Source organism: Solirhodobacter sp. (assembly GCF_964715405.1).
Genome location: NZ_CBAICG010000051.1, coordinates 1 through 23,557 on the forward strand (window position 1 = coordinate 1; position 23,557 = coordinate 23,557).

A 23,557-nucleotide genomic window follows, 5' to 3' on the forward strand; every position below is an offset into this window, starting at 1 on the left:
TGAGGACGAGTCCGTCCGAAAACCAGCTTGCCGCCATGACGGCGGCTGCGAAAGCCCGAAACCGGAGCACTTTGCCCGAACGCAGCCTCACCGCAACGATCAGGCAGCCAAATCGGCGCAGCCGAAGCGCTTGATCAGACGTTCCTTAAGGCTAAAGCGAGCCGAAGGTGTTTGCGGCAACGTAGCGAAGTGCCTCGCCAGAGTCGGTCCCGACGGAATGCTTTCGCACGATCGTGCAGGCTGCCTTGAAATGAAAACCCCGGGGGTCCGTTCATTGTCGCTACGCCTACTCGTCGTATGGAGCGTGCATCGGGCATAGTGCTCTGAAGATAGACATGTTGGTCGGGTACCCGCTTGCTGATGACCCGTCAGCGATCTTACCAGTATCGACATCGACGAGAGCATATTTCGCCATCGAGAAGCTGCTTGTCCTTTGCTGAATGCCAAGGAAGCGGTATCGGTGGCCATAAAAGTCGGTGAACTCACCACTCAGGCAATTGGCGGTAATTACATCATTGAGTGGTGTGTTCAGTTCTTCTTGGATACATTCCTCGGTGACATTGAGTACGTAATCACGACAGAATGCGATTGCGTTCTCTCGGGTGTGCTGGGTACGTATGATTGCCCGACTGGTGTCCAGCCCACTAAGCGAAATGACCGAAACTACCATGCCTGCGCGGGAACCATAGCCGATCGTCCCCGCAGCGAGAACTGTGGTCGCTTGGATGAGCAGCGCAAATAAGAGAACTGTTCGACGCAAGATAGTAATCCTCCTTTTCGCATTCTGGGAACAACTGCGCGAAGACCTCAACGCACACTATGCCAAGTTGTTCCAATCGCGAAGCAATTCGGAAAGTCGTTGTCTTTCTTTCGCCTCACTCACTCGGCGCCCCGCCGCCAAACCGGTTCCCGTGGCGATAATCACAGGGCGCCTCCTGCATCTCCAGGTGCAGGCCCTTGCCCGTGTAGGGGTGCGCCCTTGCCAGATCCTCGTCGAAGGCGATGCCGAGGCCGGGGGCTTCGGGGGGGAGGATGTAGCCGTCTTCCCAGCGGATCGTGTGGCCGATCAGGGCGAGGTGGAAGGCGCCGCCGGTTTCGATGGTTTCGGCCATCAGCAGGTTCGGGATCGAGGTGGCGAGGTGGATATTGGCGGCCCATTCGACCGGGCCGCAATACATGTGGGGGGCCAGTTCGGCGTTGAAGACCTCGGCGATGGCGGCGAGTTTGCGGCCCTCCAGAATGCCGCCGAGGCGGCCGAGGGCGGGTTGCAGGATTTTCGCGCCGCCGGTGCGAAGGACGGTGGCGAATTCGGACTTGGTGCAGAAGCGCTCGCCGGTGGCGAGGGGGATGCGGACGGCGCGGGCAACCTCGGCGAATTCCAGCAGGTTGTCGGGCGGGATCGGTTCTTCGTACCAGAGCGGCAGGTAGGGCTCCAACGCCTGCCCCATGCGGATGGCGCCGCCGGTGGTGAACTGGCCGTGGGTGCCGAAGAGGAGGTCGGCGCGGTCGCCCACCGCCTCGCGGATCTTGCGGCAGAAGGCGACGGAGCGGGTGATGTCGGACATGGCGGGTTCGTGGCCGCCGCGGATGGTGTAGGGGCCGGCGGGGTCGAATTTGACGGCGGTGAAGCCTTGGGCGACGTAGGCGGCGGCGGCCTCGGCCTGCCAGTCGGGGTTGACCCAGAACTCGGCCTGGTCCTGATCGGGCTGCGGGTAGAGGTAGGTGTAGGAGCGGATGCGCTCGTTCATCTTGCCGCCGAGGAGTGCCCAGACCGGGCGGTTGCGGGCCTTGCCGAGGATATCCCAGCAGGCGATCTCGATGCCGGCGAAGGCGCCCATCACGGTGGGGTCGGGGCGCTGGGTGAAGCCGGAGGAGTAGACCCGGCGGAACATCAGTTCGATGTTTTCGGGGGACTCGCCTTCGATGTGGCGGGCGAAGACATCCTCGATGACGGCGTTGAGCGCCCTGGGGCCGACGGTGGAGGCGTAGCACTCGCCGTAGCCGGTGAGGCCGTCGTCGGTGGTGAGTTTCACGAAGGTCCAGTAGCGGCCGCCCCAGCCGGGGGCGGGCGGCGCGACGGTGAAGATCTCGAGGTCTGTCAGGCGCATGGCGACACTTCTCCGTTGCAGCCGGGGCTCTGCCCCGGACCCCGGGATATTTTCGGACCGAAAATGGGGTTGGCGGAGGTTAGGCGTCAGGGGCGGAGGTTTTCGCGCGGGGGCGCGACATGCAGAGCGACGCAAACGACCATCAGGAGCGCGGAGAGCAGGAAGGGGGCGCCGGGCAGGTGGAGGGGCGCGCCGGGGGCGGTGAAGGTGGAGAAGGTGGTCGTCATGAGCAGCGGCGACAGGATCATCGAGAGCGCGCCGAGGCTGGAGAGGACACCCTGAAGCTCGCCCTGCGCGTCGGGAGGGGCAGAGCGGGACATGGTGGATTGCAGCGCGGGGGTGACGAGGCCGCCGAGGGCGGAGACCGGGGTGAAGGCGAGCGCCCAGGCCGCCGAGGTGACAAAGCCGTAGAAGGCGAAGGTGATCATGTCGAGCACCATGCCCAGCAGGGCCGCGCGGGATTCGCCGAAGATGCGGATGGCGGGGCCGATCAGGACGGCCTGCACCAGCACCATGCAGGCACCGAAGAGGGCGAGCGAGATGCCGATCATCCAGGCGCCCCAGCCGAAGGCGGCGGCGCCGAAGAAGCTCCAGACCGCGGGCCAGACATAGAAGGCGATGGAGTAGACGAAAAAGACGGTGAGCAGGCGGCCGAGGCCGGGCAGGCGGCCCACGGCACGGAAGGCGGCGAGCGGGTTGGCGCGCGACCAGGCGAACGGGCGGCGGTGTTCGGCGGCCAGCGACTCGGGCAGGACGAGGGCGCCGAAGGCGAGGTTGGCGGTGGCCATCAGGGCGGCGGCGTAGAAGGGCGCGCGGGGGCCCGCGGTGGCGAGCAGGCCGCCGACCAAGGGGCCGAGCACGAAGCCGACGCCGAAGCCCGCGCCGATCAGCCCGAAGGTGCGGCCGCGGGTTTCGGGCGGGGTGATGTCGGCGGCATAGGCCGAGGCGGTGGATTGTGTCGCCGCGGCGATGCCGGCGCCGATGCGGCCGACGAGGAGCAGCCAGACCGACCCGGCGACGGCCATCAGCAGGTAGTTGGCCGCCATCACGGCGAGCGAGACCAGCAGGACGGGGCGGCGGCCGAACCGGTCGGAGAGGTTGCCGACGACGGGGCCGCAGGCGAACTGCATCACCGCAAAGGCGGTGGAGAGCACGCCCCCCCAGATCGCCGCCTCGGCGAGGCTGCCGCCGGTGACGGCGCGCAGCAGGTCGGGCATGACGGGGAAGATCAGGCCGATGCCGATCGAATCGAGCGTGACGGTGATCAGGATGAAGGCGAGGGCGAGGCGGTTCTGCATGGCGATCCGTGCTGAGGCGGGCCGGTGCCCGTGCGGGCAAGCTAGCGCATTGTGCGGCGAAGGCGAGGGGTCAGGCGCGGGCGGCGGCGGCGAAGGCGCGCGCCTCGGCCGGGGCCTGACCCAGTTGCGCTTCGGGCGCGAGGCGGGTGGCCCAGTCGGTGCCGGGAAAGTCGCGCGTGGCGGGGTGGCGAGGGGCGTGGCGGTGGCCTCCGCCGTCAGCGCCTTAACGGCGGCCTGAGCCTCGGGGCGGGGCATCGTTTCGGCCAGCGCGAAGCTCAGCGCCTCGGCGTGGATCAGGCCAAGGCCGCCGGTCAGCGCCGCGCGCATCCGGGCGGCGTCGGGGGTGATGGTGTCGGCGAGGCCTTGCGCGGTGAGCAGAGCGCGGCCGAACCCGGCGCACATCTGTGGCAGGGTCAGCCATTCGACCAGCCAGGCGGTGGCGTCGCGCTGCTGGCGGTGCAGCAGCGCCGCACCCGCCATGTTGGCGCCCAGGCCGACCATCTGGCGGGCCAGCGCGACCAGCACCGAGGGCGCGACCGGGTTGACCTTCCGCGGCAGGGTGGTGGAGCCGCCGCCGGTGCCAATCCGCACCTCCTCGATGCCGGACCGGGTCAGCAGGATGATATCCTCGCCCAGTTTGCCAAGGGTCTGCGCGGTGCCGGTGATCCAGGCGGCGAAGGCGGCGACGGTATCGCGGGCGCTGTGCCAACTGATGCCGGGGTCGGCGAGATTCAGGGTGCGGGCGAGGGCGGCGCGAACCTGCGGCGCCTTCGGACCCATTGCCGCATTCGTACCGGATGCGCCCGAAAGGCTGACGATGAGGAGTTCGGCCTTGATGTTGTGCAACTCTTGGCGGTGCCGCAGCAGCGGCGCACCCCAGCTTGCCACCACCGCGCCGAAACTGGTTGGCGTGGCGATCCGGGCATGGGTGCGGGCGGTCATCGGCAGGTCGGCGTGGATTTCGGCGAGGCGGCCAAGGTCGGCGATCAACGCCGTCAAGCGCACCTCATACACCGAAATGACCTGACGCAGGCGCAGCATCAGGGCGGTGTCGATGATGTCCTCGCTGGTCGCGCCCCAGTGCAGCCACTGCGTGTGCGCGGGCGCCTGAAGCACCTTGCGGACGGCGGCGACGAGGGCCGGAACCGGCACCCCATTGACGCCGGTTTCCGCCGCGAGGGACGCGGGGTCGATCTGCACCTCGAGGCTGGCGCGATGCAGGAAGGCGGCGCTGTCGGCCGGGATCAGGCCAAGGTCACCCTGCGCGCGGGCCAGTGCGCCTTCGACCAGAAGCATGGCGCGCACCTCGGCCGTGTCGGTGAAAAGCCGCGCCACCTCGGCATCGCCGAAAAGCTCGCGGTAGAGCGCAGAGTCGAGGGGCGAGGCGGGCATCAGGCGGTGCGCAGCCCGAGGATCGCGCGCGCCTCGGCCCAGGTGGCCACGGGGCGTTCGTATTTCGCGCACAGCGTCACGGCGCGGCGGACCAGTGCGGCGTTGGAGGGGGCGAGGGTGGCGCGGTCAAGCCGCAGGTTATCCTCCAGCCCGGTGCGGGTATGGCCGCCCGCCGCGATGCTCCATTCGTTGACGGTGATCTGGTCGGGGCCGATGCCCGCTGCGCACCACTGCGCGTCGGGGGCAAGGCGGGCCAGCGTCTCGATGTAGAAGTCGAACACGCGGCGGTCGGCGGGCATCGCGTTCTTCACGCCCATCACGAACTGGACATAGAGCGGGGCCTTCAGGCGGCCGTCGCGGCTCATCGTCACGGCCTGAAAGATGTGGCTAAGATCAAAGGCTTCGATCTCGGGCTTCACGTCGTGGGTCAGCATCTCGGCGGCCAGCCAGTCGACCAGATCGGGCGGGTTTTCATAGACGCGAGTCGGAAAGTTGTTCGAGCCGACCGAGAGGCTGGCCATGTCGGGGCGCAAGCCCAGCATCCCGCCGCGCGCCTGACCGGCGCCGGAACGACCGCCGGTGGACAGTTGCAGGATCATGCCGGGGCAATGTTTCTTCAGCCCCTCCATCAGCCGCGCGAACCGCTCGGGGTCGGAAGTCGGCGTCTGGTCCTCGTTCCTCACATGGCAATGCGCGATGGTGGCCCCGGCCTCGAAGGCGTCCTGCGTGCTTTCGATCTGCTCGGCGATGCTGATCGGCACGGCGGGGTTGTGTTCCTTGCGCGGCACCGAACCGGTGATGGCGACGCAGATGATGCAGGGCTGGGTCATGGTCGGGCGATCTCGATCAGGCGTTCGGCCAGCATAGCGGGCGCGGCGAAGAAGGGCGAGTGCGAGGTGGGCAGGGTGGTGACGGTGCCTGCGGGCCAGCCTGCCGTCATCACCTCCTGATACTCGGGCGGGATGGTGCGGTCGTCGGTGCAGCGGATGTAGTGCCGCGGGATCGCGGCAGAGCGGGAGGTGAGGTCCAGCACCGTTTCCTGCGGCAGGATCGGCTCCGGCGTCAGGCGGGCGCGGGCGAAATCGGCGGTGCCGGGCGGGCAGTCGTGGTAGAACAGGGCCTCGATCCGGGCGGGGTCGGCGGACCAGGTGACGCGGTCAGGCGCCACCCTTATCGTGGCCAGCAACGGCTGGCGTGGCCCGGCGCGGCGGCGATCGGCGAGCGAGAGGCCGGGGACCGGGACATAGGCGCAGAGGTAGACCAGTTTCGCGACCTTTTCGGGGGCGAGTTCGGCGGCAGCGGTGATCGGATAGCCCGCCATCGAATGGCCGACGAGGATCGCGGGTTCGTCGATGGCCGCAACGATGGCGCGGGCATAGTCATGGAGCGTGACCTGCTCCGCCGGGGTCTTGTCGTCGCCATGCGAAGGCAGGTCGATGGCGCGGGCCTGATGCCCTAGGGTGTTGAGGAAAGGCAAGACGTCGCGCCAGCACCATGCGCCGTGGCTAGAGCCGTGGATCAGCAGGAACCGCGCCATCAGAGGTCAAAGAAAACCGTTTCATCATCGCATTTCAGGACGGTGTTGAAGCGGTATCGGTCGGGGCCGCTGGGCTTTGCCGACAGCGTGGGAATCCGGGCCATGTGTTCGATCCGTGCAAGCACCGTGCAGGCGGCGTTGGCCTCTGGCTCGTCCGCGAAACGGATGCGGGTCTGCGACCCGATGTTGATGCCGCGCGCCACGATGCCATGCGACATGTGCGGCGCCACCAGCGCGCGCGACGGCGCACGGGTGACCGAGGTCTTGTCGCCCGGCGTAACGGCCGGGGGGTGCCGCAGACGGTCGCGGCCGGTCATCGGGCCGGTCATCGGCTCAGACATTTTCTCCCCGTTCGGCAAGGATTTGGCGGGCGAGCTTGAAGGCGTGGTTGGCGCGTGGCACGCCCGCATAGATGGCGACGTGCAGCAGCACCTCGCGGATGTCCTCGGGGGTGGCGCCGGTGTTGGCGGTGGCGCGCAGGTGCAGCGCGAACTCCTCCCAGTTGCCCAGGCCCGCCAGCAGCGCCAGCGTCAGCATGGAGCGTTCGCGCGGCGGAATGGTATCGCGCGACCAGACGTGGCCCCAGGCTGCCTCGGTGATCAGGTCCATGAAGGGCGCGTCGAAGTCGGTCTGCGCGCCCTGGCTGCGGTTGACGTGATCGTCGCCCAGCGTCTCGCGGCGGGTTTTCTCGCCCTGTTTGCGGCGGTCAGACATGGCCGATCTCCAGCATGAATTTGGTCAGCAATTCGGCATAGTCCGCGGGCTTCTCGACGCAGGGCAGGTGGCCCGCGCCGCGGATGATCTCGAACTGGCTGCGTTTGATCAGGTCGGCCGTCTCGCGCACCAGATCGGGCGGGGTGGAACCGTCCTCGGCCCCGGCGATGGCCATCGTGGGCAGCGTCAGGTCGGCGGTGGTGGTGTAGAAGTCGGTGCCCGCGATGGCGGCACAGCAGCCCGCGTAGCCCTCGACCGGCTGGCGGATCAGCATGTTGCGCCAGGCGGCGAATTCGGGCGTGACGCGGAAGTTGCGGGTGAACCAGCGTTCCAGGATGCCGTCGGCGACGGCCTCGATGCCCTGCGCGCGCACGGCCGCGATGCGGGCCGCGTAGAGTTCCGGCGTGCCGATCCTGGCGGCGGTGTTCGACAGCACCAGCCCGTTGATCAACTCGGGCCGCTTCACCACCAGCCCCTGCGCGATTAACCCGCCGATGGAAAGGCCGACGAAGACGCAGTTCTTGACGTTCAGCGCGTCCAGCAACCGCTCGGCATCACGGATCAACGTGCCCATGCTGTAGGGGGCGGGGGTGGCATCGCTGAGGCCGTGGCCGCGCAGGTCATAGCGGATGATGCGCAGGCCACGGGGCAACAGCGGCACCACCTTGTCCCACAGCCGCAGATCGGTGCCGAGCGAGTTGGCAAAGACGATCGGCGCCCCGTTCGGGTCGCCGTCCTCGCGGTAGTGCAGGTTGATGTCGCCGATATCGCAGATCTGCATGGTGTCCTCCTCAGAACGGCAGGCCGACACAGTTCTGGGCCAGAACGGTGCGGGCGGCAACGGAATGTTCCAAATAGTCGATCTCGCTGTTCTGGATGCGCTGGTCGAAGTCGGTCTGGTCGGGGAACCGGTGCAGCGGCGTCGTCATCCCCGACGAGACGCGGATCGCGTTCCAGACGCGGGCAGCGCGGTGGCGGAACAGTGCGCGATCAGGTCGTCGGCGCCGACCTCGTGCGGGATGCCGCGGCGCAGTTCATACCAGAACAAGGCGTCGGACCGCCGCTCGACCCTTCTCTCGCGCGGCGAAGGATGACGCGACTGATTTTCGCCGTCCGCCAGTGTGGCGCCGACGAGTCAGCCGGGCAGCAGGTCGAGCGCGGCGCGAAACTGCGCCGCATCGACATTGCCGCCCGAGGCGACGGCGATCACCGCATCGCCCGCGATCTGGTCGCGCCGGAACAACGCGGCGGCCAGCGCCACCGCGCCGCCCGGTTCCAGCACGATCTTCAGCCGCAGGAAGGCCAGCGCCATCGCGTGCAGCGCCTCGGCATCGGTCACCACCAGCCCCGGCCCGCAGAGGCGGCGCAGGATCGGAAAGGTCAGGTTGCCGGGTTGGGGCGTGATGATCGCGTCGCAGATCGAGCCGGTGAGGGTGGCGTTACGCTCGATCCGCCCGGAGGCGAGCGAGCGGGCGACATCGTCGAAGCCCGCCGGTTCGCAGGGCCGGGCGCGCAGGCCGGGGGCGCGCGCCTCCAGCGCGAGGGCGATGCCCGAGGTCAGGCCGCCGCCGCCGCAGCAGACCAGCACATCGGCGCGGGTGACGCCGACCTCGGCGGCCTGTTCGGCGATCTCCAGCCCGGTGGTGCCCTGCCCGGCGATCACCTCGCGGTCGTCGAACGGCTTGATCAGGGTCAGGCCGCGTTCCGCCGCCAGCCGCGCGCCGATGGCGTCGCGATCCTCGGTGGCGCGGTCGTAGAGGATGACCTCGGCCCCCAGCGCGCGGGTGTTGTCGATCTTCAGCGCGGGCGCGTCGGACGGCATGATGATGACCGAGGGCACGCCGTGCAGCTTGGCCGCCCAGGCGACGCCCTGCGCATGGTTGCCCGAGGAGAAGGCGATCACGCCGCGGGCGCGGATCTCGGGTGCCAGCGCCGAGACGGCCGACCAGCCGCCACGGAACTTGAAGCTGCCGGTGTGTTGCAGGCATTCGGCCTTCACGAAGACCCGGCGGCCCGCGATCGCGTCGAGGAACGGCGACGAGAGCAGCGGGGTGCGGCGGGCGTGGCCCTTCAGGCGGGCGGCGGCGGCGTCGATCAGGGCGATGGTGGTCATGGCGTCTTTTCTGCGCTCGGTCGCTGGGGGAGGGCGGCGGATGCCTCCGGCGGGGATATTTGGGCCAAGATGAAGGGGTCAGGGGGCGAGTTTCGCGAGGAAGCCGCGGATCGCGGCCAAGGCTTCGGGTTCGTCGAGGAAGGGGATGTGGGCGCGGTCGGGCACCTCGGCGAAGATCATGTCGGGGCGGCGGTGGCGCATTTCGGCGGCGGCCTCGGGCGAAAGGAGGTCGGAGTTGGCGCCGCGGATCAGCGCGAGAGGAAGGCCCGCGAGGCCGTCGAACAGCGGCCAGAGGTCGGCTTGCGGCCCCTCGAAGGCCAAGAGGAAGGACTCGCGCAGCGCGGGGTCGTAGGTGATGCGCAGGCCCTCGGGGGTCTCGCGGTAGTGCAGGCGCGCCTCGGCCAGCCAGCGGCTGGCGGGAACCTTGGCGAAGCCGGGCAGGGCGGTGGGCAGGGCGGCAGCCATCTCGGCATGGCTGCGGGCGCGGGGGTTGCGACCGACGTAGTCGAAGATCCGCTCCAGCCCCTTGCGCTCGATCTGGGGGCCGACGTCGTTGAGGCAGAGGCCGAGCAGGCGCGGCTTGGCCATTGCCGCCATCACCATGCCGATCAGCCCGCCGCGCGAGGTGCCGAGAACGGCGGCCCTTTCGACGCCGAGGTGATCGAGAAGCGCCAGTGCGTCACGCGACTCTTGCGGGACGGTGTAGGTGGCGGGGCCGGTGAAGTCGGACTGGCCACGGCCGCGATAATCCATGCGGATCAGGCGGCAAGGCGGCAGGTGCGGCGCCAGGTAGTCGAAATCGCCCGTGGTGCGGGTGAGGCCCGCAAGGCAAAGGAGCGGCGTCCCGGTGCCCGCGTCGGTGTAGAACAGGCGGGCGCCATCGGCGGCGGTGAAATGCGGCATCAAAGGCTCCGGGCGAGGGCGGGGATCGGGGTGAGGTCGCGCAAGGTATGGGCGGGGCGCCAGGGCAGGCGGTCGACCGGCGCGCCTGCGCGGTTGACCCAGGCAGTGGTGAAGCCGTAGCCGGTGGCGCAGCCGGCATCCCAGCCGTTCGACGAGACGAACAGAACCTGCGCCGGGGTGCAGCCGAAGCGGGCGCCGACGAGGTCGTAGACCTTGGCGGCGGGTTTGAAGACGCCCGCGCTTTCGACCGACAGCACTGCGTCAAGCCGGTCGCCGATCCCGGCCGAAGTCACGGCGGCGTCCAGCATGGCGGGTGCGCCGTTGGACAGGATCGCGGTGGCGAAGCCCGCCGCCTTCAGCGCGGCCAGCATCACGGGCACCTCGGGGTAGGCATCCAGCCGGTCGTAAAGCGCCATCAGGCGGGCGAGCAGGGCGGGGTCGGCAAGCCCGCAAGCCTCCATCGCCCAGTCGAGGCCATCGGCGGTGACGGCGCGGAAATCGGTGTGCGCCCCGGTGATCGCGCGCAGCCACGAATACTCCAGTTGCTTGCGGCGCCAATCCTCGGCGAGCTTGGGCCAGACGGCGCCAAGCCGTTCCTGCCCCGGCTCGGCGGCGGCGGCGCGGGCGGCGGCGGTCACGTCGAACAGCGTGCCATAGGCGTCAAAGACACAGGTGGTGATCGGCATCGGATCCTCCGGTTTCGTGGCGACACTGGCACAGGGAGGGGCCGAGGGAAAGATCGCGGCGCAGGGTGACTCTGTCGGCGGGCCGTGATCTGCTGAGTGGGATTTCCCGGAAAGGATCGCCATGCCATCGCCGCTGGAGCAGATGACGGAGCGGCTGCGCGCCGTGCAGGCCGAGATCGAGACCGCCATCGAGGATGGCCGCGCCGCCTTCCGCTACCGCAGGGAGCGCGGGCGGGTCGTCTTTGACGCGGAGGTCCGCACCCGCCACCGCGCGGCGCGCGAGAGCTGGCGCAGCTTCCTGTCGCGCACCCGGCTGCTGGTGGTGCTGACGGCGCCCTTCATCTATGCGCTGATCCTGCCGTTCGCGCTGCTGGACCTGTTCGTGACGGTCTATCAGGCGGTCTGCTTTCCGGTCTACGGCATCCCGAAGGTGCGGCGGCGCGACTACATCGTGATCGACCGCCAGCATCTGGCCTATCTCAACGGCTTGCAGAAACTGAACTGCGTCTATTGCGGCTATGGCAACGGGCTGATCAGCTTTGTCCGCGAGGTTTCGGGCCGGACCGAAGCCTACTGGTGTCCGATCAAGCACGCCAGCCGGGTGCCCGATCCGCACTCGCGCTATCCGGGCTTCGTCGATTACGGCAACGAGGAGGCGTTTCAGCAGCGGGTCGAGGAGCAGCGCGAGGCGCTGACAAAGCCGGACTGAGCCTTCGCCCCCGCGTCAGATATTCTCCTGCTGCGGCATCCCCAGCACATGGTAGCCACCATCGACGCGCAGGATCTCGCCCGTGGTGCAGGCGCCGTAGTCCGAGGCGAGGTAGACCGCGGTGCCGCCCACCGTCTCCAGCGTGGCATTCACCCGCAGGGGCGCGTTCGCCTCGGTGTGGCGGAAGGTCTGGCGGGCGCCGCCGATCGCGGCGCCGGCCAGCGTCTTCATCGGGCCGGGGCTGATCGCGTTGACGCGGATCTTCTGTGGGCCGAGGTCGTTGGCGAGGTAGCGCACCGAGGATTCCAGCGCCGCCTTGGCGACGCCCATCACGTTGTAGTTCGGCGTCACCCGGTTCGAACCCTGGAACGTCAGCGTCAGCAGGGTGCCGCCATCCGGCATCAGCGCCGCCGCCCGGCGCGACACGTCGATGAACGAGAAGCACGAGATGCAGAGCGAGGTCTTGAAGTTCTCGCGGCTGGTATTGATGAACCGGCCGGTCAGCTCGTTCTTGTCGGAATAGGCGATGGCGTGGACGAGGAAATCCAGCCGCCCCCATTCGCTGGCGATGCGCGCAAAGGCGGCATCGAGCGAGGCGTCGTCCATCACGTCGACCTCGACGAGGAACGACGAGCCGAGCGAGGCCGCCAGCGGCTGGACCCGCTTGCCGAAAGCGTCGCCCTGATAGGAAAACGCCAGTTCGGCGCCCTCGGCGGCCATCGCCCTGGCGATGCCCCAGGCGATGGATCGGTCATTGGCGACGCCCATGATCAGCCCACGCTTGCCCGTCAACAGTTCGGCCATGAAGGCGCTCCTTGGATCAATCGTGGAATTTGCTGAACACCAGCGTCGCGTTGGTGCCGCCGAAGCCGAAGCTGTTGGACAGCACCGAATCCAGCGCGACGTTCTCGCGCAGGGTGGTGACGATCTCGCCGGGGTGCAGGGCGGGGTCAAGCTGCGTGATGTTGGCCGAGGCCGCGATGAAATTGCCCTGCATCATCAAGAGCGAATAGATCGCCTCGTGCACGCCGGTGGCGCCGAGGCTGTGGCCCGTCAGCGACTTGGTCGAGGCGACGGGCGGTGTCTGGCCCTCGCCGAAGACGCGGCGGATGCCCTCCATCTCGGTGATGTCGCCGACCACGGTCGAGGTGCCGTGGCTGTTGATGTAGTCGATGTGGCGCCCGTCCGGCAGCGTGGCCAGCGCCACCCGCATCGAGCGTTCGCCGCCTTCGCCCGAGGGGGCGACCATGTCGTAGCCATCCGAAGTGGCGCCGTAGCCGGTGACCTCGCCGTAGATCCTGGCGCCGCGCGCCAGCGCATGGGACAGTTCTTCCAGCACGATGACGCCGCCGCCGCCCGCGATCACGAAACCATCCCGCGTCGCGTCATAGGGGCGCGAGGCGGTCTGGGGGGTGTCGTTGTATTTCGACGACATCGCGCCCATCGCGTCGAACAGGCACGACAGCGTCCAGTCCAGTTCCTCGCCACCGCCGGCAAAGACGATGTCCTGCTTGCCCATCTGGATCTGCTCGACCCCGTTGCCGATGCAATGCGCGCTGGTCGAGCAGGCCGAGGTGATCGAGTAGTTCACGCCCTTGATCTTGAACGGCGTGGCCAGGCAGGCCGAGTTGGTCGACGACATGCAGCGGGTGACCATGAACGGCCCCATCTTCTTCGGCGCGCCCTTTTCGATGACGATGCGATGGGCTTCGAAGAAGTTCGAGGTCGACGGCCCGCCCGAGCCCATCACCAGCCCGGTGCGCGGGTTCGACACGTCGCCCGGTTCCAGCCCGCTATCGGCCACCGCCTGTTGCATCGCGAGAAAATTGTAGGCCGCGCCCGGCCCCATGAAGCGCAGGTTGCGCTTGTCGATGTGGTCTTCCAGCACGATCTGCGGCTGGCCCTTCACTTGGCTGCGGAAGCCATGCTCGGCATAGTCCGGTGCGGCTACGATGCCCGAGCGGCCCGCACGCAGGCTCGCCTCGACCTCGGCGGCGGAATTTCCGATCGGCGAGATGATCCCGATCCCGGTGACGACGACACGGCGCATGAGCTTTCTCCTCAGGGTCAGGGTCAGGCGGCGGCGAGGCCGACCTTCATGTCCTTGACTACGTAAATATCCTCGCCATCGGCAACAACCCTGCCATCGGCCACGCCAAGCTTCAGCTTGCGGTCGATCACGCGGGTGAAGTCGACGTGATAGGTGATCATGGTGCGGTTGGGCTTGACCATGCCGGACAGCTTGACCTCGCCGACGCCCAGCGCGAAGCCCTGGCCCTGCCAGCCGCGCCAGCCGAGGTTGAAGCCGGTCAGTTGCCACAGCCCGTCAAGGCCAAGGCAACCCGGCATCACCGGGTTGCCGGGAAAGTGACAGGCGAAGAACCACAGATCGGGGGTGATGTCGAACTCGGCGACCACATGGCCCTTGCCGTGCAGCCCGCCATCGGCCGAGATATCGGTGATGCGGTCCATCATCAGCATCGGCGGCAGGGGCAACTGGGCGTTGCCGGGGCCGAAAAGCTCGCCTCGCGCGCAGCGCAGCAGGTCTTCCTTGTCGAAACGCGTCGGATAGCCCGCCATGCGGCCCAGTCTCCCAATCTTCGTCCTCATTCCCCCTGATCCTCTATCATCGGGGTCAGAGTGGTGGCAAGTGCGCGGGCGCGGCGCCAAGGCCGGGGCGGCGTCCGGCCATGGGGCGGTTTTCATTTGAAATGATGCCGCTGCACCCCCTATATTATGGTGATGGACGAGCTTCTTTCCCAGATGACCCCGGCCGCGTTGAACGCGGCCACCGCTTGGCTTGGCGGGGCCGGGCTGCGCCCGACGCGGCAGCGGCTGTCGCTGGCCGCGCTGCTGGTCGGCGATGGCGAAAACCGGCATGTGACGGCGGAAAGCCTGTTCACCGCGGCGCAGACGGCGGGCGAACAGGTCTCGCTGGCGACCGTCTACAACACGCTGCGCGCGTTTTGCGCGGCCGGGCTACTGACCGAGATCACGGTGGACGGCACGCGCAGCTATTTCGACACGCGCCAGGATGACCACCCGCATTTCTACTGGGAAGACAGCCAAGCGCTGACCGACGCGCCGGGTGAAACGCTGCGACTCGTCGGCCTGCCACCCGCCCCGGCGGGGACAGCGGTCGCCCGCGTCGACGTGGTGATCCGGCTGCGGCGGGCTTAGGCGGGCGCGGCTTGGACGCCTGTTCCGGCTTGGTGCCCCTGATTGCCAGAACCCCGCGCCTAGAACCATTGCCCCGGTTCCATCAGGCCGAGGTCCATCAGTTGTTGCGAATGCCATTTGAACTCGGTCGAGGCGTGCCAGCGGAAGTTGAGGATGTCGAATGTGCTGCCGGGGTTCGACTTCAGCGCCTTGGCGGTGCGAAAGGAACAGATCGCGGCGGTGATGTTGTTGTGCCATGGGCAGGCGTAGGTGTTGTATTCCTCGACGTTGAAGGTGTGGTTGTTGCGCAGGTGCAGCCCCGGCGCGGCTTTGAACAGCGCGATCCGGTCGATCTTGCGCTTGGGCACGGGGATGTGTTCCTCGAACCGCCAGCGCAGGCCGCCGAAGAAATCAAGCTGGCGGTCCTTCGGGTGGTTGTGGTTCTCGGGGTCCGGGCGGCCAAGCGCGTAGTAACCCGAGCGGTCCATCAGCGCGTCGGTGCGTGACACCGCGTTGGGATGGCGGCCGAGGTCGCCCGCGTAGAGGTCGACGACATAGGTCAGCATCGCATCGCGCCGTTCCTCGATGTGGAAGGCCAGCATCTCGCGCACCGTCCGCGTCTCGCAGAACGGAAAGAACAGGTATTCGGCGTTGTAACAGTAGTAAAGCCAGACCCCCGGCGCCGCCGCGATGACCCGGTTGACCGCCTCGGGCACCGCCTCTTCGGCGTGGATGTCGTAGGGGATGCGGTGGATCAGCGCGGTCAGATCCTCGGGCAGGTCGTCGATTTCCCGCCCGAGCACCAACACGGCGCGGAACCCGGTGGCCAGATGGTGGCGGATGGTGCTGTCCACCTCGACCCGGTCCTCGACGAAAATCATCGCGACCGGGCCCTTGGCCAGCACCGCGCCACCGGTGCGAAGGAAGTCTTCGAGGCTGTCGTAGTCCATCACTTGCCGTCCGATCTGTTCGGCGGGCAGAATCCGCCATGCCCCGCGCCAATGCAAGCGTTGCGAAGGCGCCCCGGCCAAGGTAGTGAACCCCGCTTAAGGAACAGGAAGCGCGATCATGGCCGGACCGAAGAAGCTCTTCATCAAGTCCTACGGTTGCCAGATGAACGTCTACGACAGCGAGCGCATGGCCGAGACGCTGGGCGCCGAGGGTTATGTGGTCACCCAGACGGCGGAAGACGCCGACATGGTGCTGCTGAACACCTGCCACATCCGCGAGAAGGCCGCCGAGAAGGTGTTTTCCGACATCGGTCGGCTGCGCCCGCTGAAGCTGGCGAACCCCGACCTGAAGATTGGCGTCGCGGGTTGCGTCGCGCAGGCCGAGGGCGCCGAGATCCTGCGCCGGATGCCGCTGGTCGATCTGGTTGTCGGCCCGCAAAGCTATCACCGGCTGCCCGCGATGATGCTGGCGGTGGGGCAGGGGGCCCGCCCCGTCGATACCGACTTTCCGGCCGAGGACAAGTTCGACCACCTGCCGGACCGCCCCGCGATGTCGGTCGGGCCGACCGCCTTTCTGACCGTGCAGGAGGGCTGCGACAAGTTCTGCGCCTTCTGCGTGGTGCCCTATACGCGCGGCGCCGAAGTCAGCCGCCCCGCCGCGCGCCTGCTGGCCGAGGCCCGGACGCTGGTGGAAAAGGGCGCGCGCGAGATCACGCTGCTGGGCCAGAACGTCAACGCCTGGCATGGCGGGGCCGGGGGCCTGGGCCGCCTGATCCGCGATCTGGCGCAGTTCGACGGGCTTTTGCGCATCCGCTACACCACCTCGCACCCCAACGACATGGACGACGACCTGATCGCCGCGCATGGCGATTGCGACAAGCTGATGCCCTACCTGCACCTGCCGGTGCAGTCGGGCAGCGACCGCATCCTGAAGGCGATGGCGCGCAAGCATACCGCCGAGCAGTATCTGCGCCTGATCGAACGCATCCGCGCCGCCCGGCCCGATATCCTGCTGACCTCGGATTTCATCGTCGGCTTCCCCGGCGAGAGCGACGCGGATTTCGACGCCACGCTGGCACTGGTGGAGGCGGTGGGCTACGGCACCGCGTTTTCGTTCAAATACTCCGCCCGCCCCGGCACGCCCGCGGCGGAAAAGGCCCCGGTCCCGGCCGGGGTGGCCGACGACCGGCTGCGCCGGTTGCAGACGCTGCTGTCGCGCCAGCAGAAGGCGGCGCAACAGGCGATGGTGGGGCGCGAGGTCGGCGTCCTGTTCGAAAAGCCGGGCCGCATGGCCGGGCAGTTCACCGGCAAGTCCGACCACAACCATGCCGTGCACGTCGACGGCGACCCGGCGCTGGTCGGGACGTTGCGGCGGGTGCGAATCACCCGCTCCGATCCGAACTCGCTGGCCGGGGAAATCACGTCTGCGCCATGATTGCGGCCGCGCGCCGCCACAGACGGGAATCTTCCTGTCGCGATTGGTGATCAGTCGGGGGACAATCCTACCGGTCAGCGTGGACTGTAGACGGGATGTATCCCCATCACGCAATCCGAATGGATGTAATTCTTCACAAATTTGCCGTTTTGCGTCACCATCGGGCATGTTCTTCGTCGGGGCGGCACGGGTTGTGTCGGCTGCGGCGAGAGAGAAGAAAGGGGTGGCGTATGACCATTGAAATTCGACCGGCTCAACCCGGACTCAGGGTGTTTGCGATTGCCGCCGCGGCCTTTCTCGGCGCTGCGAGCATCGCGAGCACGGCGCAAGCCGACAACTTCGACCACAGCCTCGATGGCGCCAAGCCTTCGGTCTGGGTCGATCCCGACGGGTGCGAGCACTATGCGCTCTACAACGGCTGGCAGGGGTTCATGACTCCGGCGCAGCTTCCGGGCGGCAGAATGGTTTGCCACGGCCAGCAGCAGCCCTGCCTTGTTGCCTCCTCCGACCAGCTTTTCGCCACCGGCAGCTACGCGATCAGCGCCGAGGGGCGCCGCCGTCTGGAAGACTTCTTCCGCACCAACGGCGCGACCTCGTTCAGCATCAACGGCCATACCGACAACGTCGGCGGCTACGACTACAACATTGGTCTGTCGAACAACCGGGCGAATGCGGTGGCCGCGATCGCCCGCCAGGCTGGCGCCAACGTCAGCTCGGTGCAGGGCTTCGGCTACACCCAGCCGCGCGCGGACAATGCGACGGCCGGTGGCCGGGCGCTGAACCGCCGCGTCGAAGTCATGTGCAACTGAGCAAAGGGGACAGGCAGATGAACATCAGGATCGCGCTTTCCCTGCTAGGGGTTGCAGCTCTTTCGGCCTGCGGCGGGGACTTCAGCACCCCGTTGCCGAACGTCAACAACGAGAAGGTCGGCGTTTGGGTCAGCCCGCGCGGCTGCCAGAGCTGGTACTTCTACGATGGCACCGGCGCCTTCATGTCGCCGCGCATGTCGCCGAACGGCCAGCCGGTGTGCAACACCGAGCCGCTGCCGCCGAGGGCCGCGCCCGCGGGCGGGTACAACTGAACACACGCGCCACGGCGCGGACGGGAAAGGGGCACCTCGGTGCCCCTTTCGGCTTTGGGCGGGTCCGGCGCCGCGTGCCCAAGCGCCAGGCAGGTCGTACGCAAAGTGATGCGCCGACACCCGTTTTTGTCACGTTCCCGATATTTGCACACAATAGCTTGCGGAAAGGCCCGGCTGAGGCCACCATCAGGGCATAACCTCTTGTGAAGGAGTCGTTATTGGGCATCGCCGCGCTGACCCCCCCGCCCCGCCCCGAAGATGTTCTTGAAACGCTTCTGGAATTTCCCGACAACCGCCTGCTGATTGGCCTCTGCGGGCAGTTCGATCGGAACCTCGCACAGATCGAGCACAAGCTCGGGGTGCAGATCATCCGCCGCGGCAACCAGTTGGCGGTGATGGGTCCGGGGGCGGCGCGAAGTCAGGCGGCGGTGGTGCTGCGTGGCCTCTATGCGCGGCTCGAAGCAGGACGGGTGGTGGAGGCGGGCGACATCGACGGCGCGATCCGTCTGGGCGATCCGATCTTCGACACGCCCGCCCGTGGTGGTGGCCCGATTGACCAGTTGGAGATGTTTCAGGGCGGCCGGGTGGAGATTCGCACCCGCCGCAAGGTCGTTGAACCCCGCACCGAGGCGCAGAAGGCCTATGTCCGCGCGCTTTACGCCAACGAGCTTGGCTTCGGCATCGGCCCGGCTGGCACCGGCAAGACCTACCTGGCGGTGGCGGTCGGCGTGAACCTGCTGCTGGGCGGGCATGTCGACAAGATCATCCTCAGCCGTCCGGCGGTGGAGGCGGGCGAACGGCTTGGTTTCCTGCCCGGCGACATGAAGGAGAAGGTCGACCCCTACATGCAGCCGCTTTACGATGCGCTGAATGATTTCCTGCCCGCCAAGCAGTTCCAGAAGCTGATGGAGGACAAGCAGATCGAGATCGCGCCGTTGGCCTTCATGCGCGGCCGCACGCTGGCCAATGCCTTCGTGGTGCTGGACGAGGCGCAGAATGCGACCTCGATGCAGATGAAGATGTTCCTGACCCGGCTAGGCGAGGGCAGCCGGATGGTGATCACCGGCGACCGCACCCAGGTCGACCTGCCGCGCGGCACCGCCTCCGGCCTGGCCGAGGCAGAACGCATCCTGAACGGCGTCAAGGGGGTCAGCTTCAACTACTTCACCTCCAAGGACGTGGTCCGCCACCCGCTTGTCGCCCGCATCATCGAGGCGTATGAGCGCGACGATGAGGCCGCTGGTTGACACCATGATCGAGGACGCGCGCTGGCGGGGTTTCGACCTTGCCGGTGCGGGCGAACGCGCGGCGCGGGCGGCGCTGACCAAGCTGGCGCTCGACCCCGACCGTTTCGCGATCTCGCTGCTGGGCTGCAACGATGCCCGCATCGCGGCGCTGAACGGCGATTTCCGGGCGAAACCGGCCGCGACCAACGTGCTCAGTTGGCCCTCGGCGGACCGTGGCGCGGTGGCGGAGGGCGGTGTGCCCGTGCAGCCCGAACCCGGGCAACCCGACGCCCCCGCCGAACTCGGCGATATCGCCATTGCCTGGGAGACCTGCACCGCCGAGGCGGAAGCGGTGGAAAAACCGCTGCACGATCACGTGACGCATCTGATCGTTCATGCAACCTTGCATCTTCTGGGCTACGACCACATCCGTGACGGCGACGCCACAGTGATGGAAACGACCGAAACCGGCATCCTTGCCAGCCTCGGGGTGGCGGACCCATATGCGTGACGCCCGCCGCAGGGCGGAACACCAGTGAATGGCGGCAACGCCGAAGGATGGAAAGGACAGATGGGCAGTAGCAGCGATGGGGCCGACCCGGTGGAACACACCCCCGACCCCGAGGAAAACGCGCAGCGCGGGCTGTTCGGCCGCCTGTTCAAGTCGCTCACCCCCTCGTCCGAGGCGCAGGAGCGCGCGGAGGCGGCAGCCCCCGGCGCTTCGATGCCCGTGCCGCAGACCCTCGGCCTGTCGAACCTGCGCCGCCTGCGGGTGGATGACGTGGCGATCCCGAAGGCCGAGATCGAGGCGGTTCCGGTGGATATCGGCAAGGACGAACTGGTCGCCGCCTTCCGCGAGCATGGCTATTCGCGCCTGCCGGTCTACAAGGACACGCTCGACAAGCCGCTGGGGCTGGTCTTGCTGAAAGACCTCGCCCTCGGCTTCGGCTTCGGGCAGGGCAACGGGCGGTTCAATCTGCGCAAGCTCTTGCGCCCGGTGCTTTACGCGCCGCCGTCGATGCCGGTCGGGGTGCTGTTGCAGAAGATGCAGCGCGACCGGGTGCACATGGCGCTGGTGATCGACGAATACGGCGGCGTCGATGGCCTTGTAACCATCGAAGACCTGATCGAAACCATCATCGGCGAGATCGAGGACGAGCACGACGAGGACGAGGCCGGGCTCTGGGTCGAAGAGAAACCCGGCGTCTACCTCGCCCAGGCGCGGGCGCCGCTGGATGAGTTCGAGGCGATGATCGGCCGACGTCTGCACGGTGGCGACGAAGAGGAAGAAGTGGATACGCTCGGCGGCCTCGTCTTCCTGCTGTGCGGCCGGGTGCCTGCGCGCGGCGAGGTGATCACCGATGCCAACGGCGTGGTGTTCGAGGTGGTCGACGCCGACCCGCGCCGCATCAAGCGCCTGCGGGTGCGCCTGCCCGTCTCTGCGCGGGCGGGCGAAGAGAACGACGGCTGACACGCATGGCCCGGCGTCTTTATCTCGGGCGGCCCGGACGCCGCCGCCCCGGCCGCTTTCTGGCCGCGCCGGTGCTTGGTGCGTTGATGGCGGCCGGGCAGGCGCCGCTGGGCTTGTGGTGGCTGGCGCTGTTGGCGCTTGCCGGGCTGACCTGGCTGATCGCCGAAGCCGACGAGGGGCGCGACGCCACCCTGATGGGCTGGCTGGCGGGCGCGGGCTACTTCGGCGCCGCGATGTTTTGGATCGTCGATCCGTTCTTCGTCGATGCCGCGCAGGACGGCTGGATGGCCCCCTTCGCGCTGACCCTGATGGCGGGCGGGATGGCGCTGTTCTGGGCGCTGGCCGGCGCTCTGTCGGCGCTGATGGGGGCCGATCCGCGCGGCCGGGCGCTGGGCTTCGCCGTCGCGCTGGCCGCTACGGACCTTCTGCGCGGCTATGTTTTCACCGGCCTGCCCTGGGCGCTGGTCGGCCATATCTGGGTCGGCACCTGGCCCGCGCAGATCGCGGCGCTGGTCGGCCCGGTCGGCCTCAGCCTGATGACCACGCTCGCCGCCGCCGCGCCGACCGCCTTCGGCGCCGTGCGGGGTGCGGTGTTCGCCTGGGCGCTGATCGGGGCGGCGGGCGGCTGGGGGCTGGTGCGCCTGCGCGCGCCCGAGCCGGAACCCACGGCGTTGACGGTGCGGCTGATCCAGCCCAACGCCGCACAGCACCTGAAATGGCGCAGCGATCTGGCCCCGATGTTCTTCGAGCGGCTGCTGACCCACACCGCCGCGCCGGGCAAGCCCGACCTGATCGTCTGGCCCGAAACCTCGGTGCCGTTCCTGTTGAACCGCCCCGGCGACGGGCTGAAGATGGTCGCCGAGGCCGCGCACGGTATCCCCGTCGCCATCGGCATCCAGCGCACCGAGGGTTTTCGCGCCTACAACAGCCTCGCCTTTCTCGGCCCGGACGGGGCGGTCACACAGATCTACGACAAGCACCATCTGGTGCCCTTCGGCGAATACATCCCGCTGGGCGACCTGATCTGGCGCCTGACCGGCATCGAAAGCTTTGCTCCCTCGCAGGGCTACGGCTACAGTTCCGGCCCCGGCCCGCAGGTGCTGAACCTCGGCCGCCTTGGCCATGTGCTGCCGCTGATCTGCTACGAGGCGGTGTTTCCGCAAGACCTGCGCCCCGCGACCCGCCCCGACTGGATCCTGCAGGTCACCGACGATGGCTGGTTCGGCACGATGTCCGGCCCCTACCAGCACTTCGCGCAGGTGCGGCTGCGCGCGGTCGAGCAGGGCCTGCCGATCCTGCGCGCCGCCAACACCGGCGTTTCGGCCGTGGTCGATGCCAAGGGCCGGGTGCTTGACCGCATCCCGCTGGACACCGAGGGCCATATCGACGCCATCATCCCCGGTGCGCTTGCGGCAACACTCTACAGCCGCACGGGCGATTGGCCGATGCTGCTGCTGCTGATGGCGCTTGCCGCCGGGTTGATGCGGCGCCGTTTGCAGCACGGCCATTGACCCCGGCGCAGGCTGGGGATACCCCGGTCATCGTACAACCGTCACAACGGCTTCCTGGCGTGACGGGCTTATCCAACGGAGCACTTCCCCATGCCGCGCAAGAATTACGTCTTCACTTCCGAGTCGGTCTCGGAGGGTCACCCCGACAAGGTCTGCGACCGCATATCCGACGCGGTGCTGGACGCTTTCCTGACCGAGGAACCGCACGCGCGGGTCGCCTGCGAGACCTTCGCGACCACCAACCGCGTCGTGGTGGGGGGCGAGGTCGGGCTGTCGGATCAGGCCAAGCTGTCGGAATACATGGGCAAGATCGACGGTATCGTGCGGTCCTGCGTCAAGGACATCGGCTATGAACAGGACGAGTTCCACTGGGACACGCTGCAGGTCTCGAACTACCTGCACAAGCAATCGGCCCATATCGCGCAGGGCGTCGACCGCGACGGGGCCGGTGATCAGGGCATCATGTTCGGCTATGCGGTGCGCGAGACGCCGGAACTGATGCCGGCGCCGATCCACTATGCCCACGCGATGCTGCACCGTCTGGCCGAGGCGCGCAAGGCGGGCCTCGCACCGGAACTGCGGCCCGACGCCAAGTCGCAGCTCTCGGTGCGCTACGAGGACGGCAAGCCGGTCGAGGTGACCTCGCTGGTGCTCTCGACCCAGCACGCGCATGAACACCAGACCTCGGCCCATATCCGCGCCATCGTGGAGCCCTTCATCCGCGAGGTGCTGCCCGCGGGCTGGCTGACCGAGAAGACCGAATGGTGGGTCAACCCGACCGGCACCTTCGTGATCGGCGGGCCGGACGGCGACACCGGGCTGACCGGGCGCAAGATCATCGTGGATACCTACGGCGGTGCCGCCCCGCACGGCGGCGGTGCCTTCTCGGGCAAGGATCCGACCAAGGTCGACCGCTCGGCGGCCTATGCCGCGCGCTATCTGGCCAAGAACGTGGTCGCCTCGGGGATGGCGGAACGCTGCACGATCCAGCTTTCCTACGCGATCGGCGTCGCCAAGCCGCTGTCGATCTACGTCGACACCCACGGCACCGGCCAGGTCGACGAAGAAGCGATCGAACGCGCGCTGGCCGAGGTGATGGACCTGACCCCGCGCGGCATCCGCACCCACCTGAACCTCAACCGCCCGATCTACGCCCGCACCTCGGCCTACGGCCACTTCGGCCGCCAGCCCGACGCCGACGGCGGCTTCTCGTGGGAGAAGACCGACCTGATCGAGGCGTTGAAGCAGGCGGTAAGGTGATGAC

26 protein-coding genes, 1 pseudogene and 1 riboswitch are annotated in these 23,557 nt (G+C 67.9%); of the genes and pseudogenes, 10 read left to right on the top strand and 17 right to left on the bottom strand.

The genetic code is table 11. The features are described 5' to 3' along the window. Positions 1–286 precede the first annotated feature (286 nt). The 13 genes and pseudogenes from AC11WY_RS16745 to AC11WY_RS16805 all read right to left on the bottom strand — a co-directional run bounded on the left by AC11WY_RS16745 (position 287) and on the right by AC11WY_RS16805 (position 10,751). Entirely contained in the window at positions 287–760 is a 474-nt protein-coding gene (locus AC11WY_RS16745; RefSeq protein ID WP_482927595.1) for a hypothetical protein, read from the bottom strand. A 115-nt stretch (positions 761–875) separates the two neighbouring features. After that, positions 876–2,108, bottom strand: a complete 1,233-nt coding sequence (locus AC11WY_RS16750; protein WP_482927597.1) for a mandelate racemase/muconate lactonizing enzyme family protein — start codon at positions 2,106–2,108, stop codon at positions 876–878. 86 nt (positions 2,109–2,194) lie between these two features. Next, positions 2,195–3,406, bottom strand: a complete 1,212-nt coding sequence (locus tag AC11WY_RS16755) for a TCR/Tet family MFS transporter (protein ID WP_482927641.1) — start codon at positions 3,404–3,406, stop codon at positions 2,195–2,197. A 552-nt stretch (positions 3,407–3,958) separates the two neighbouring features. Further along, positions 3,959–4,798 (bottom strand): annotated as a pseudogene (locus AC11WY_RS16760) (lyase family protein); the annotation flags it as partial. After that, entirely contained in the window at positions 4,798–5,628 is an 831-nt protein-coding gene (locus tag AC11WY_RS16765) for a 3-oxoadipate:acetyl-CoA acetyltransferase (protein WP_482927599.1), read from the bottom strand. The pseudogene AC11WY_RS16760 and the gene AC11WY_RS16765, both read right to left, overlap by 1 nt. Then, positions 5,625–6,335 carry an alpha/beta fold hydrolase gene (locus AC11WY_RS16770; RefSeq protein WP_482927602.1) on the bottom strand — a complete coding sequence of 237 codons (711 nt, stop codon included), beginning with the start codon at positions 6,333–6,335 and terminating at the stop codon, positions 5,625–5,627. Before AC11WY_RS16770 ends, AC11WY_RS16765 begins: the two co-directional genes overlap by 4 nt. After that, positions 6,335–6,676 (bottom strand): peptidase associated/transthyretin-like domain-containing protein, encoded by a 342-nt coding sequence (locus AC11WY_RS16775; protein WP_482927604.1) that lies wholly within the window; start codon positions 6,674–6,676, stop codon positions 6,335–6,337. Before AC11WY_RS16775 ends, AC11WY_RS16770 begins: the two co-directional genes overlap by 1 nt. Continuing rightward, positions 6,669–7,049: a 4-carboxymuconolactone decarboxylase gene (pcaC, locus tag AC11WY_RS16780; RefSeq protein WP_482927606.1), complete on the bottom strand. Its 381-nt coding sequence runs from the start codon at positions 7,047–7,049 to the stop codon at positions 6,669–6,671. The genes AC11WY_RS16775 and pcaC overlap by 8 nt, the downstream gene beginning before the upstream one ends. Then, positions 7,042–7,830: a 3-oxoadipate enol-lactonase gene (pcaD, locus tag AC11WY_RS16785; RefSeq protein WP_482927608.1), complete on the bottom strand. Its 789-nt coding sequence runs from the start codon at positions 7,828–7,830 to the stop codon at positions 7,042–7,044. Before pcaD ends, pcaC begins: the two co-directional genes overlap by 8 nt. 10 nt (positions 7,831–7,840) lie before the next feature. Beyond that, positions 7,841–7,978 (bottom strand): hypothetical protein, encoded by a 138-nt coding sequence (locus AC11WY_RS16790; protein WP_482927610.1) that lies wholly within the window; start codon positions 7,976–7,978, stop codon positions 7,841–7,843. A gap of 206 nt (positions 7,979–8,184) precedes the next feature. Further along, positions 8,185–9,162: a threonine ammonia-lyase gene (locus AC11WY_RS16795; protein WP_482927612.1), complete on the bottom strand. Its 978-nt coding sequence runs from the start codon at positions 9,160–9,162 to the stop codon at positions 8,185–8,187. A gap of 78 nt (positions 9,163–9,240) precedes the next feature. Then, positions 9,241–10,068: an alpha/beta fold hydrolase gene (locus tag AC11WY_RS16800; protein WP_482927614.1), complete on the bottom strand. Its 828-nt coding sequence runs from the start codon at positions 10,066–10,068 to the stop codon at positions 9,241–9,243. After that, on the bottom strand, positions 10,065–10,751 hold the full coding sequence (locus tag AC11WY_RS16805; protein ID WP_482927616.1) for a haloacid dehalogenase type II: 687 nt from the start codon (positions 10,749–10,751) through the stop codon (positions 10,065–10,067). Before AC11WY_RS16805 ends, AC11WY_RS16800 begins: the two co-directional genes overlap by 4 nt. A gap of 121 nt (positions 10,752–10,872) precedes the next feature. Between AC11WY_RS16805 and AC11WY_RS16810 the strand changes: the two genes are divergently transcribed. After that, on the top strand, positions 10,873–11,460 hold the full coding sequence (locus tag AC11WY_RS16810; RefSeq protein WP_482927618.1) for a hypothetical protein: 588 nt from the start codon (positions 10,873–10,875) through the stop codon (positions 11,458–11,460). Between the two features lie 15 nt (positions 11,461–11,475). On the opposite strand, the gene AC11WY_RS16815 is transcribed toward AC11WY_RS16810, so the two are convergent. From AC11WY_RS16815 to fabA, 3 genes are read right to left on the bottom strand one after another with little or no spacing between them, the layout of a single operon-like run. Continuing rightward, on the bottom strand, positions 11,476–12,264 hold the full coding sequence (locus tag AC11WY_RS16815; protein ID WP_482927620.1) for an enoyl-ACP reductase FabI: 789 nt from the start codon (positions 12,262–12,264) through the stop codon (positions 11,476–11,478). A 16-nt stretch (positions 12,265–12,280) separates the two neighbouring features. Beyond that, positions 12,281–13,510, bottom strand: a complete 1,230-nt coding sequence (gene fabB / locus AC11WY_RS16820; protein ID WP_482927622.1) for a beta-ketoacyl-ACP synthase I — start codon at positions 13,508–13,510, stop codon at positions 12,281–12,283. A 23-nt stretch (positions 13,511–13,533) separates the two neighbouring features. Then, a complete protein-coding gene (gene fabA, locus AC11WY_RS16825; RefSeq protein WP_482927643.1) occupies positions 13,534–14,040 on the bottom strand; it encodes a bifunctional 3-hydroxydecanoyl-ACP dehydratase/trans-2-decenoyl-ACP isomerase in 507 nt (168 codons plus the stop codon). 183 nt (positions 14,041–14,223) lie between these two features. Between fabA and irrA the strand changes: the two genes are divergently transcribed. Further along, positions 14,224–14,640 carry an iron response transcriptional regulator IrrA gene (gene irrA / locus AC11WY_RS16830; RefSeq protein WP_482927645.1) on the top strand — a complete coding sequence of 139 codons (417 nt, stop codon included), beginning with the start codon at positions 14,224–14,226 and terminating at the stop codon, positions 14,638–14,640. 59 nt (positions 14,641–14,699) lie between these two features. On the opposite strand, the gene AC11WY_RS16835 is transcribed toward irrA, so the two are convergent. Next, a complete protein-coding gene (locus AC11WY_RS16835) occupies positions 14,700–15,569 on the bottom strand; it encodes a glycosyltransferase family protein (RefSeq protein ID WP_482927624.1) in 870 nt (289 codons plus the stop codon). A gap of 118 nt (positions 15,570–15,687) precedes the next feature. Between AC11WY_RS16835 and miaB the strand changes: the two genes are divergently transcribed. From miaB to metK, 8 genes are all read left to right on the top strand, one after another. Next, positions 15,688–17,004: a tRNA (N6-isopentenyl adenosine(37)-C2)-methylthiotransferase MiaB gene (gene miaB / locus AC11WY_RS16840; protein WP_482927626.1), complete on the top strand. Its 1,317-nt coding sequence runs from the start codon at positions 15,688–15,690 to the stop codon at positions 17,002–17,004. A gap of 269 nt (positions 17,005–17,273) precedes the next feature. Further along, positions 17,274–17,813, top strand: coding sequence for an OmpA family protein (locus tag AC11WY_RS16845; RefSeq protein WP_482927628.1), 540 nt, complete (start codon positions 17,274–17,276; stop codon positions 17,811–17,813). Between the two features lie 17 nt (positions 17,814–17,830). After that, on the top strand, positions 17,831–18,085 hold the full coding sequence (locus tag AC11WY_RS16850) for a hypothetical protein (RefSeq protein WP_482927630.1): 255 nt from the start codon (positions 17,831–17,833) through the stop codon (positions 18,083–18,085). A gap of 218 nt (positions 18,086–18,303) precedes the next feature. After that, positions 18,304–19,332: a PhoH family protein gene (locus AC11WY_RS16855; protein ID WP_482927632.1), complete on the top strand. Its 1,029-nt coding sequence runs from the start codon at positions 18,304–18,306 to the stop codon at positions 19,330–19,332. After that, positions 19,316–19,822, top strand: coding sequence for an rRNA maturation RNase YbeY (gene ybeY, locus AC11WY_RS16860; protein ID WP_482927634.1), 507 nt, complete (start codon positions 19,316–19,318; stop codon positions 19,820–19,822). The genes AC11WY_RS16855 and ybeY overlap by 17 nt, the downstream gene beginning before the upstream one ends. Positions 19,823–19,882: 60 nt before the next feature. Then, positions 19,883–20,782, top strand: coding sequence for a transporter associated domain-containing protein (locus AC11WY_RS16865; RefSeq protein ID WP_482927636.1), 900 nt, complete (start codon positions 19,883–19,885; stop codon positions 20,780–20,782). 5 nt (positions 20,783–20,787) lie between these two features. Next, positions 20,788–22,293: an apolipoprotein N-acyltransferase gene (lnt, locus tag AC11WY_RS16870; RefSeq protein ID WP_482927638.1), complete on the top strand. Its 1,506-nt coding sequence runs from the start codon at positions 20,788–20,790 to the stop codon at positions 22,291–22,293. A 35-nt stretch (positions 22,294–22,328) separates the two neighbouring features. Next, positions 22,329–22,376: riboswitch (SAM-SAH riboswitch) on the top strand. A gap of 7 nt (positions 22,377–22,383) precedes the next feature. Beyond that, positions 22,384–23,553 (top strand): methionine adenosyltransferase, encoded by a 1,170-nt coding sequence (metK, locus tag AC11WY_RS16875; protein WP_482927640.1) that lies wholly within the window; start codon positions 22,384–22,386, stop codon positions 23,551–23,553. The last annotated feature ends 4 nt before the right edge of the window (positions 23,554–23,557 follow it).

Bases quoted from the DNA above. Each gene is read 5' to 3' on its own strand.
- AC11WY_RS16795 (WP_482927612.1), bottom strand. From the start codon at position 9,162: ATGACCACCATCGCCCTGATCGACGCCGCCGCCGCCCGCCTGAAGGGC.
- AC11WY_RS16865 (WP_482927636.1), top strand. From the start codon at position 19,883: ATGGGCAGTAGCAGCGATGGGGCCGACCCGGTGGAACACACCCCCGAC.
- AC11WY_RS16810 (WP_482927618.1), top strand. From the start codon at position 10,873: ATGCCATCGCCGCTGGAGCAGATGACGGAGCGGCTGCGCGCCGTGCAG.
- AC11WY_RS16815 (WP_482927620.1), bottom strand. From the start codon at position 12,264: ATGGCCGAACTGTTGACGGGCAAGCGTGGGCTGATCATGGGCGTCGCC.
- AC11WY_RS16750 (WP_482927597.1), bottom strand. From the start codon at position 2,108: ATGCGCCTGACAGACCTCGAGATCTTCACCGTCGCGCCGCCCGCCCCC.
- pcaD (WP_482927608.1), bottom strand. From the start codon at position 7,830: ATGCAGATCTGCGATATCGGCGACATCAACCTGCACTACCGCGAGGAC.
- AC11WY_RS16850 (WP_482927630.1), top strand. From the start codon at position 17,831: ATGAACATCAGGATCGCGCTTTCCCTGCTAGGGGTTGCAGCTCTTTCG.
- AC11WY_RS16770 (WP_482927602.1), bottom strand. From the start codon at position 6,335: ATGGCGCGGTTCCTGCTGATCCACGGCTCTAGCCACGGCGCATGGTGC.
- fabA (WP_482927643.1), bottom strand. From the start codon at position 14,040: ATGGCGGGCTATCCGACGCGTTTCGACAAGGAAGACCTGCTGCGCTGC.
- AC11WY_RS16775 (WP_482927604.1), bottom strand. From the start codon at position 6,676: ATGTCTGAGCCGATGACCGGCCCGATGACCGGCCGCGACCGTCTGCGG.
- AC11WY_RS16805 (WP_482927616.1), bottom strand. From the start codon at position 10,751: ATGCCGATCACCACCTGTGTCTTTGACGCCTATGGCACGCTGTTCGAC.
- AC11WY_RS16790 (WP_482927610.1), bottom strand. From the start codon at position 7,978: ATGACGACGCCGCTGCACCGGTTCCCCGACCAGACCGACTTCGACCAG.
- irrA (WP_482927645.1), top strand. From the start codon at position 14,224: ATGACCCCGGCCGCGTTGAACGCGGCCACCGCTTGGCTTGGCGGGGCC.
- pcaC (WP_482927606.1), bottom strand. From the start codon at position 7,049: ATGTCTGACCGCCGCAAACAGGGCGAGAAAACCCGCCGCGAGACGCTG.
- fabB (WP_482927622.1), bottom strand. From the start codon at position 13,510: ATGCGCCGTGTCGTCGTCACCGGGATCGGGATCATCTCGCCGATCGGA.
- AC11WY_RS16755 (WP_482927641.1), bottom strand. From the start codon at position 3,406: ATGCAGAACCGCCTCGCCCTCGCCTTCATCCTGATCACCGTCACGCTC.
- AC11WY_RS16835 (WP_482927624.1), bottom strand. From the start codon at position 15,569: ATGGACTACGACAGCCTCGAAGACTTCCTTCGCACCGGTGGCGCGGTG.
- lnt (WP_482927638.1), top strand. From the start codon at position 20,788: ATGGCCCGGCGTCTTTATCTCGGGCGGCCCGGACGCCGCCGCCCCGGC.
- AC11WY_RS16765 (WP_482927599.1), bottom strand. From the start codon at position 5,628: ATGACCCAGCCCTGCATCATCTGCGTCGCCATCACCGGTTCGGTGCCG.
- metK (WP_482927640.1), top strand. From the start codon at position 22,384: ATGCCGCGCAAGAATTACGTCTTCACTTCCGAGTCGGTCTCGGAGGGT.
- ybeY (WP_482927634.1), top strand. From the start codon at position 19,316: ATGAGGCCGCTGGTTGACACCATGATCGAGGACGCGCGCTGGCGGGGT.
- miaB (WP_482927626.1), top strand. From the start codon at position 15,688: ATGGCCGGACCGAAGAAGCTCTTCATCAAGTCCTACGGTTGCCAGATG.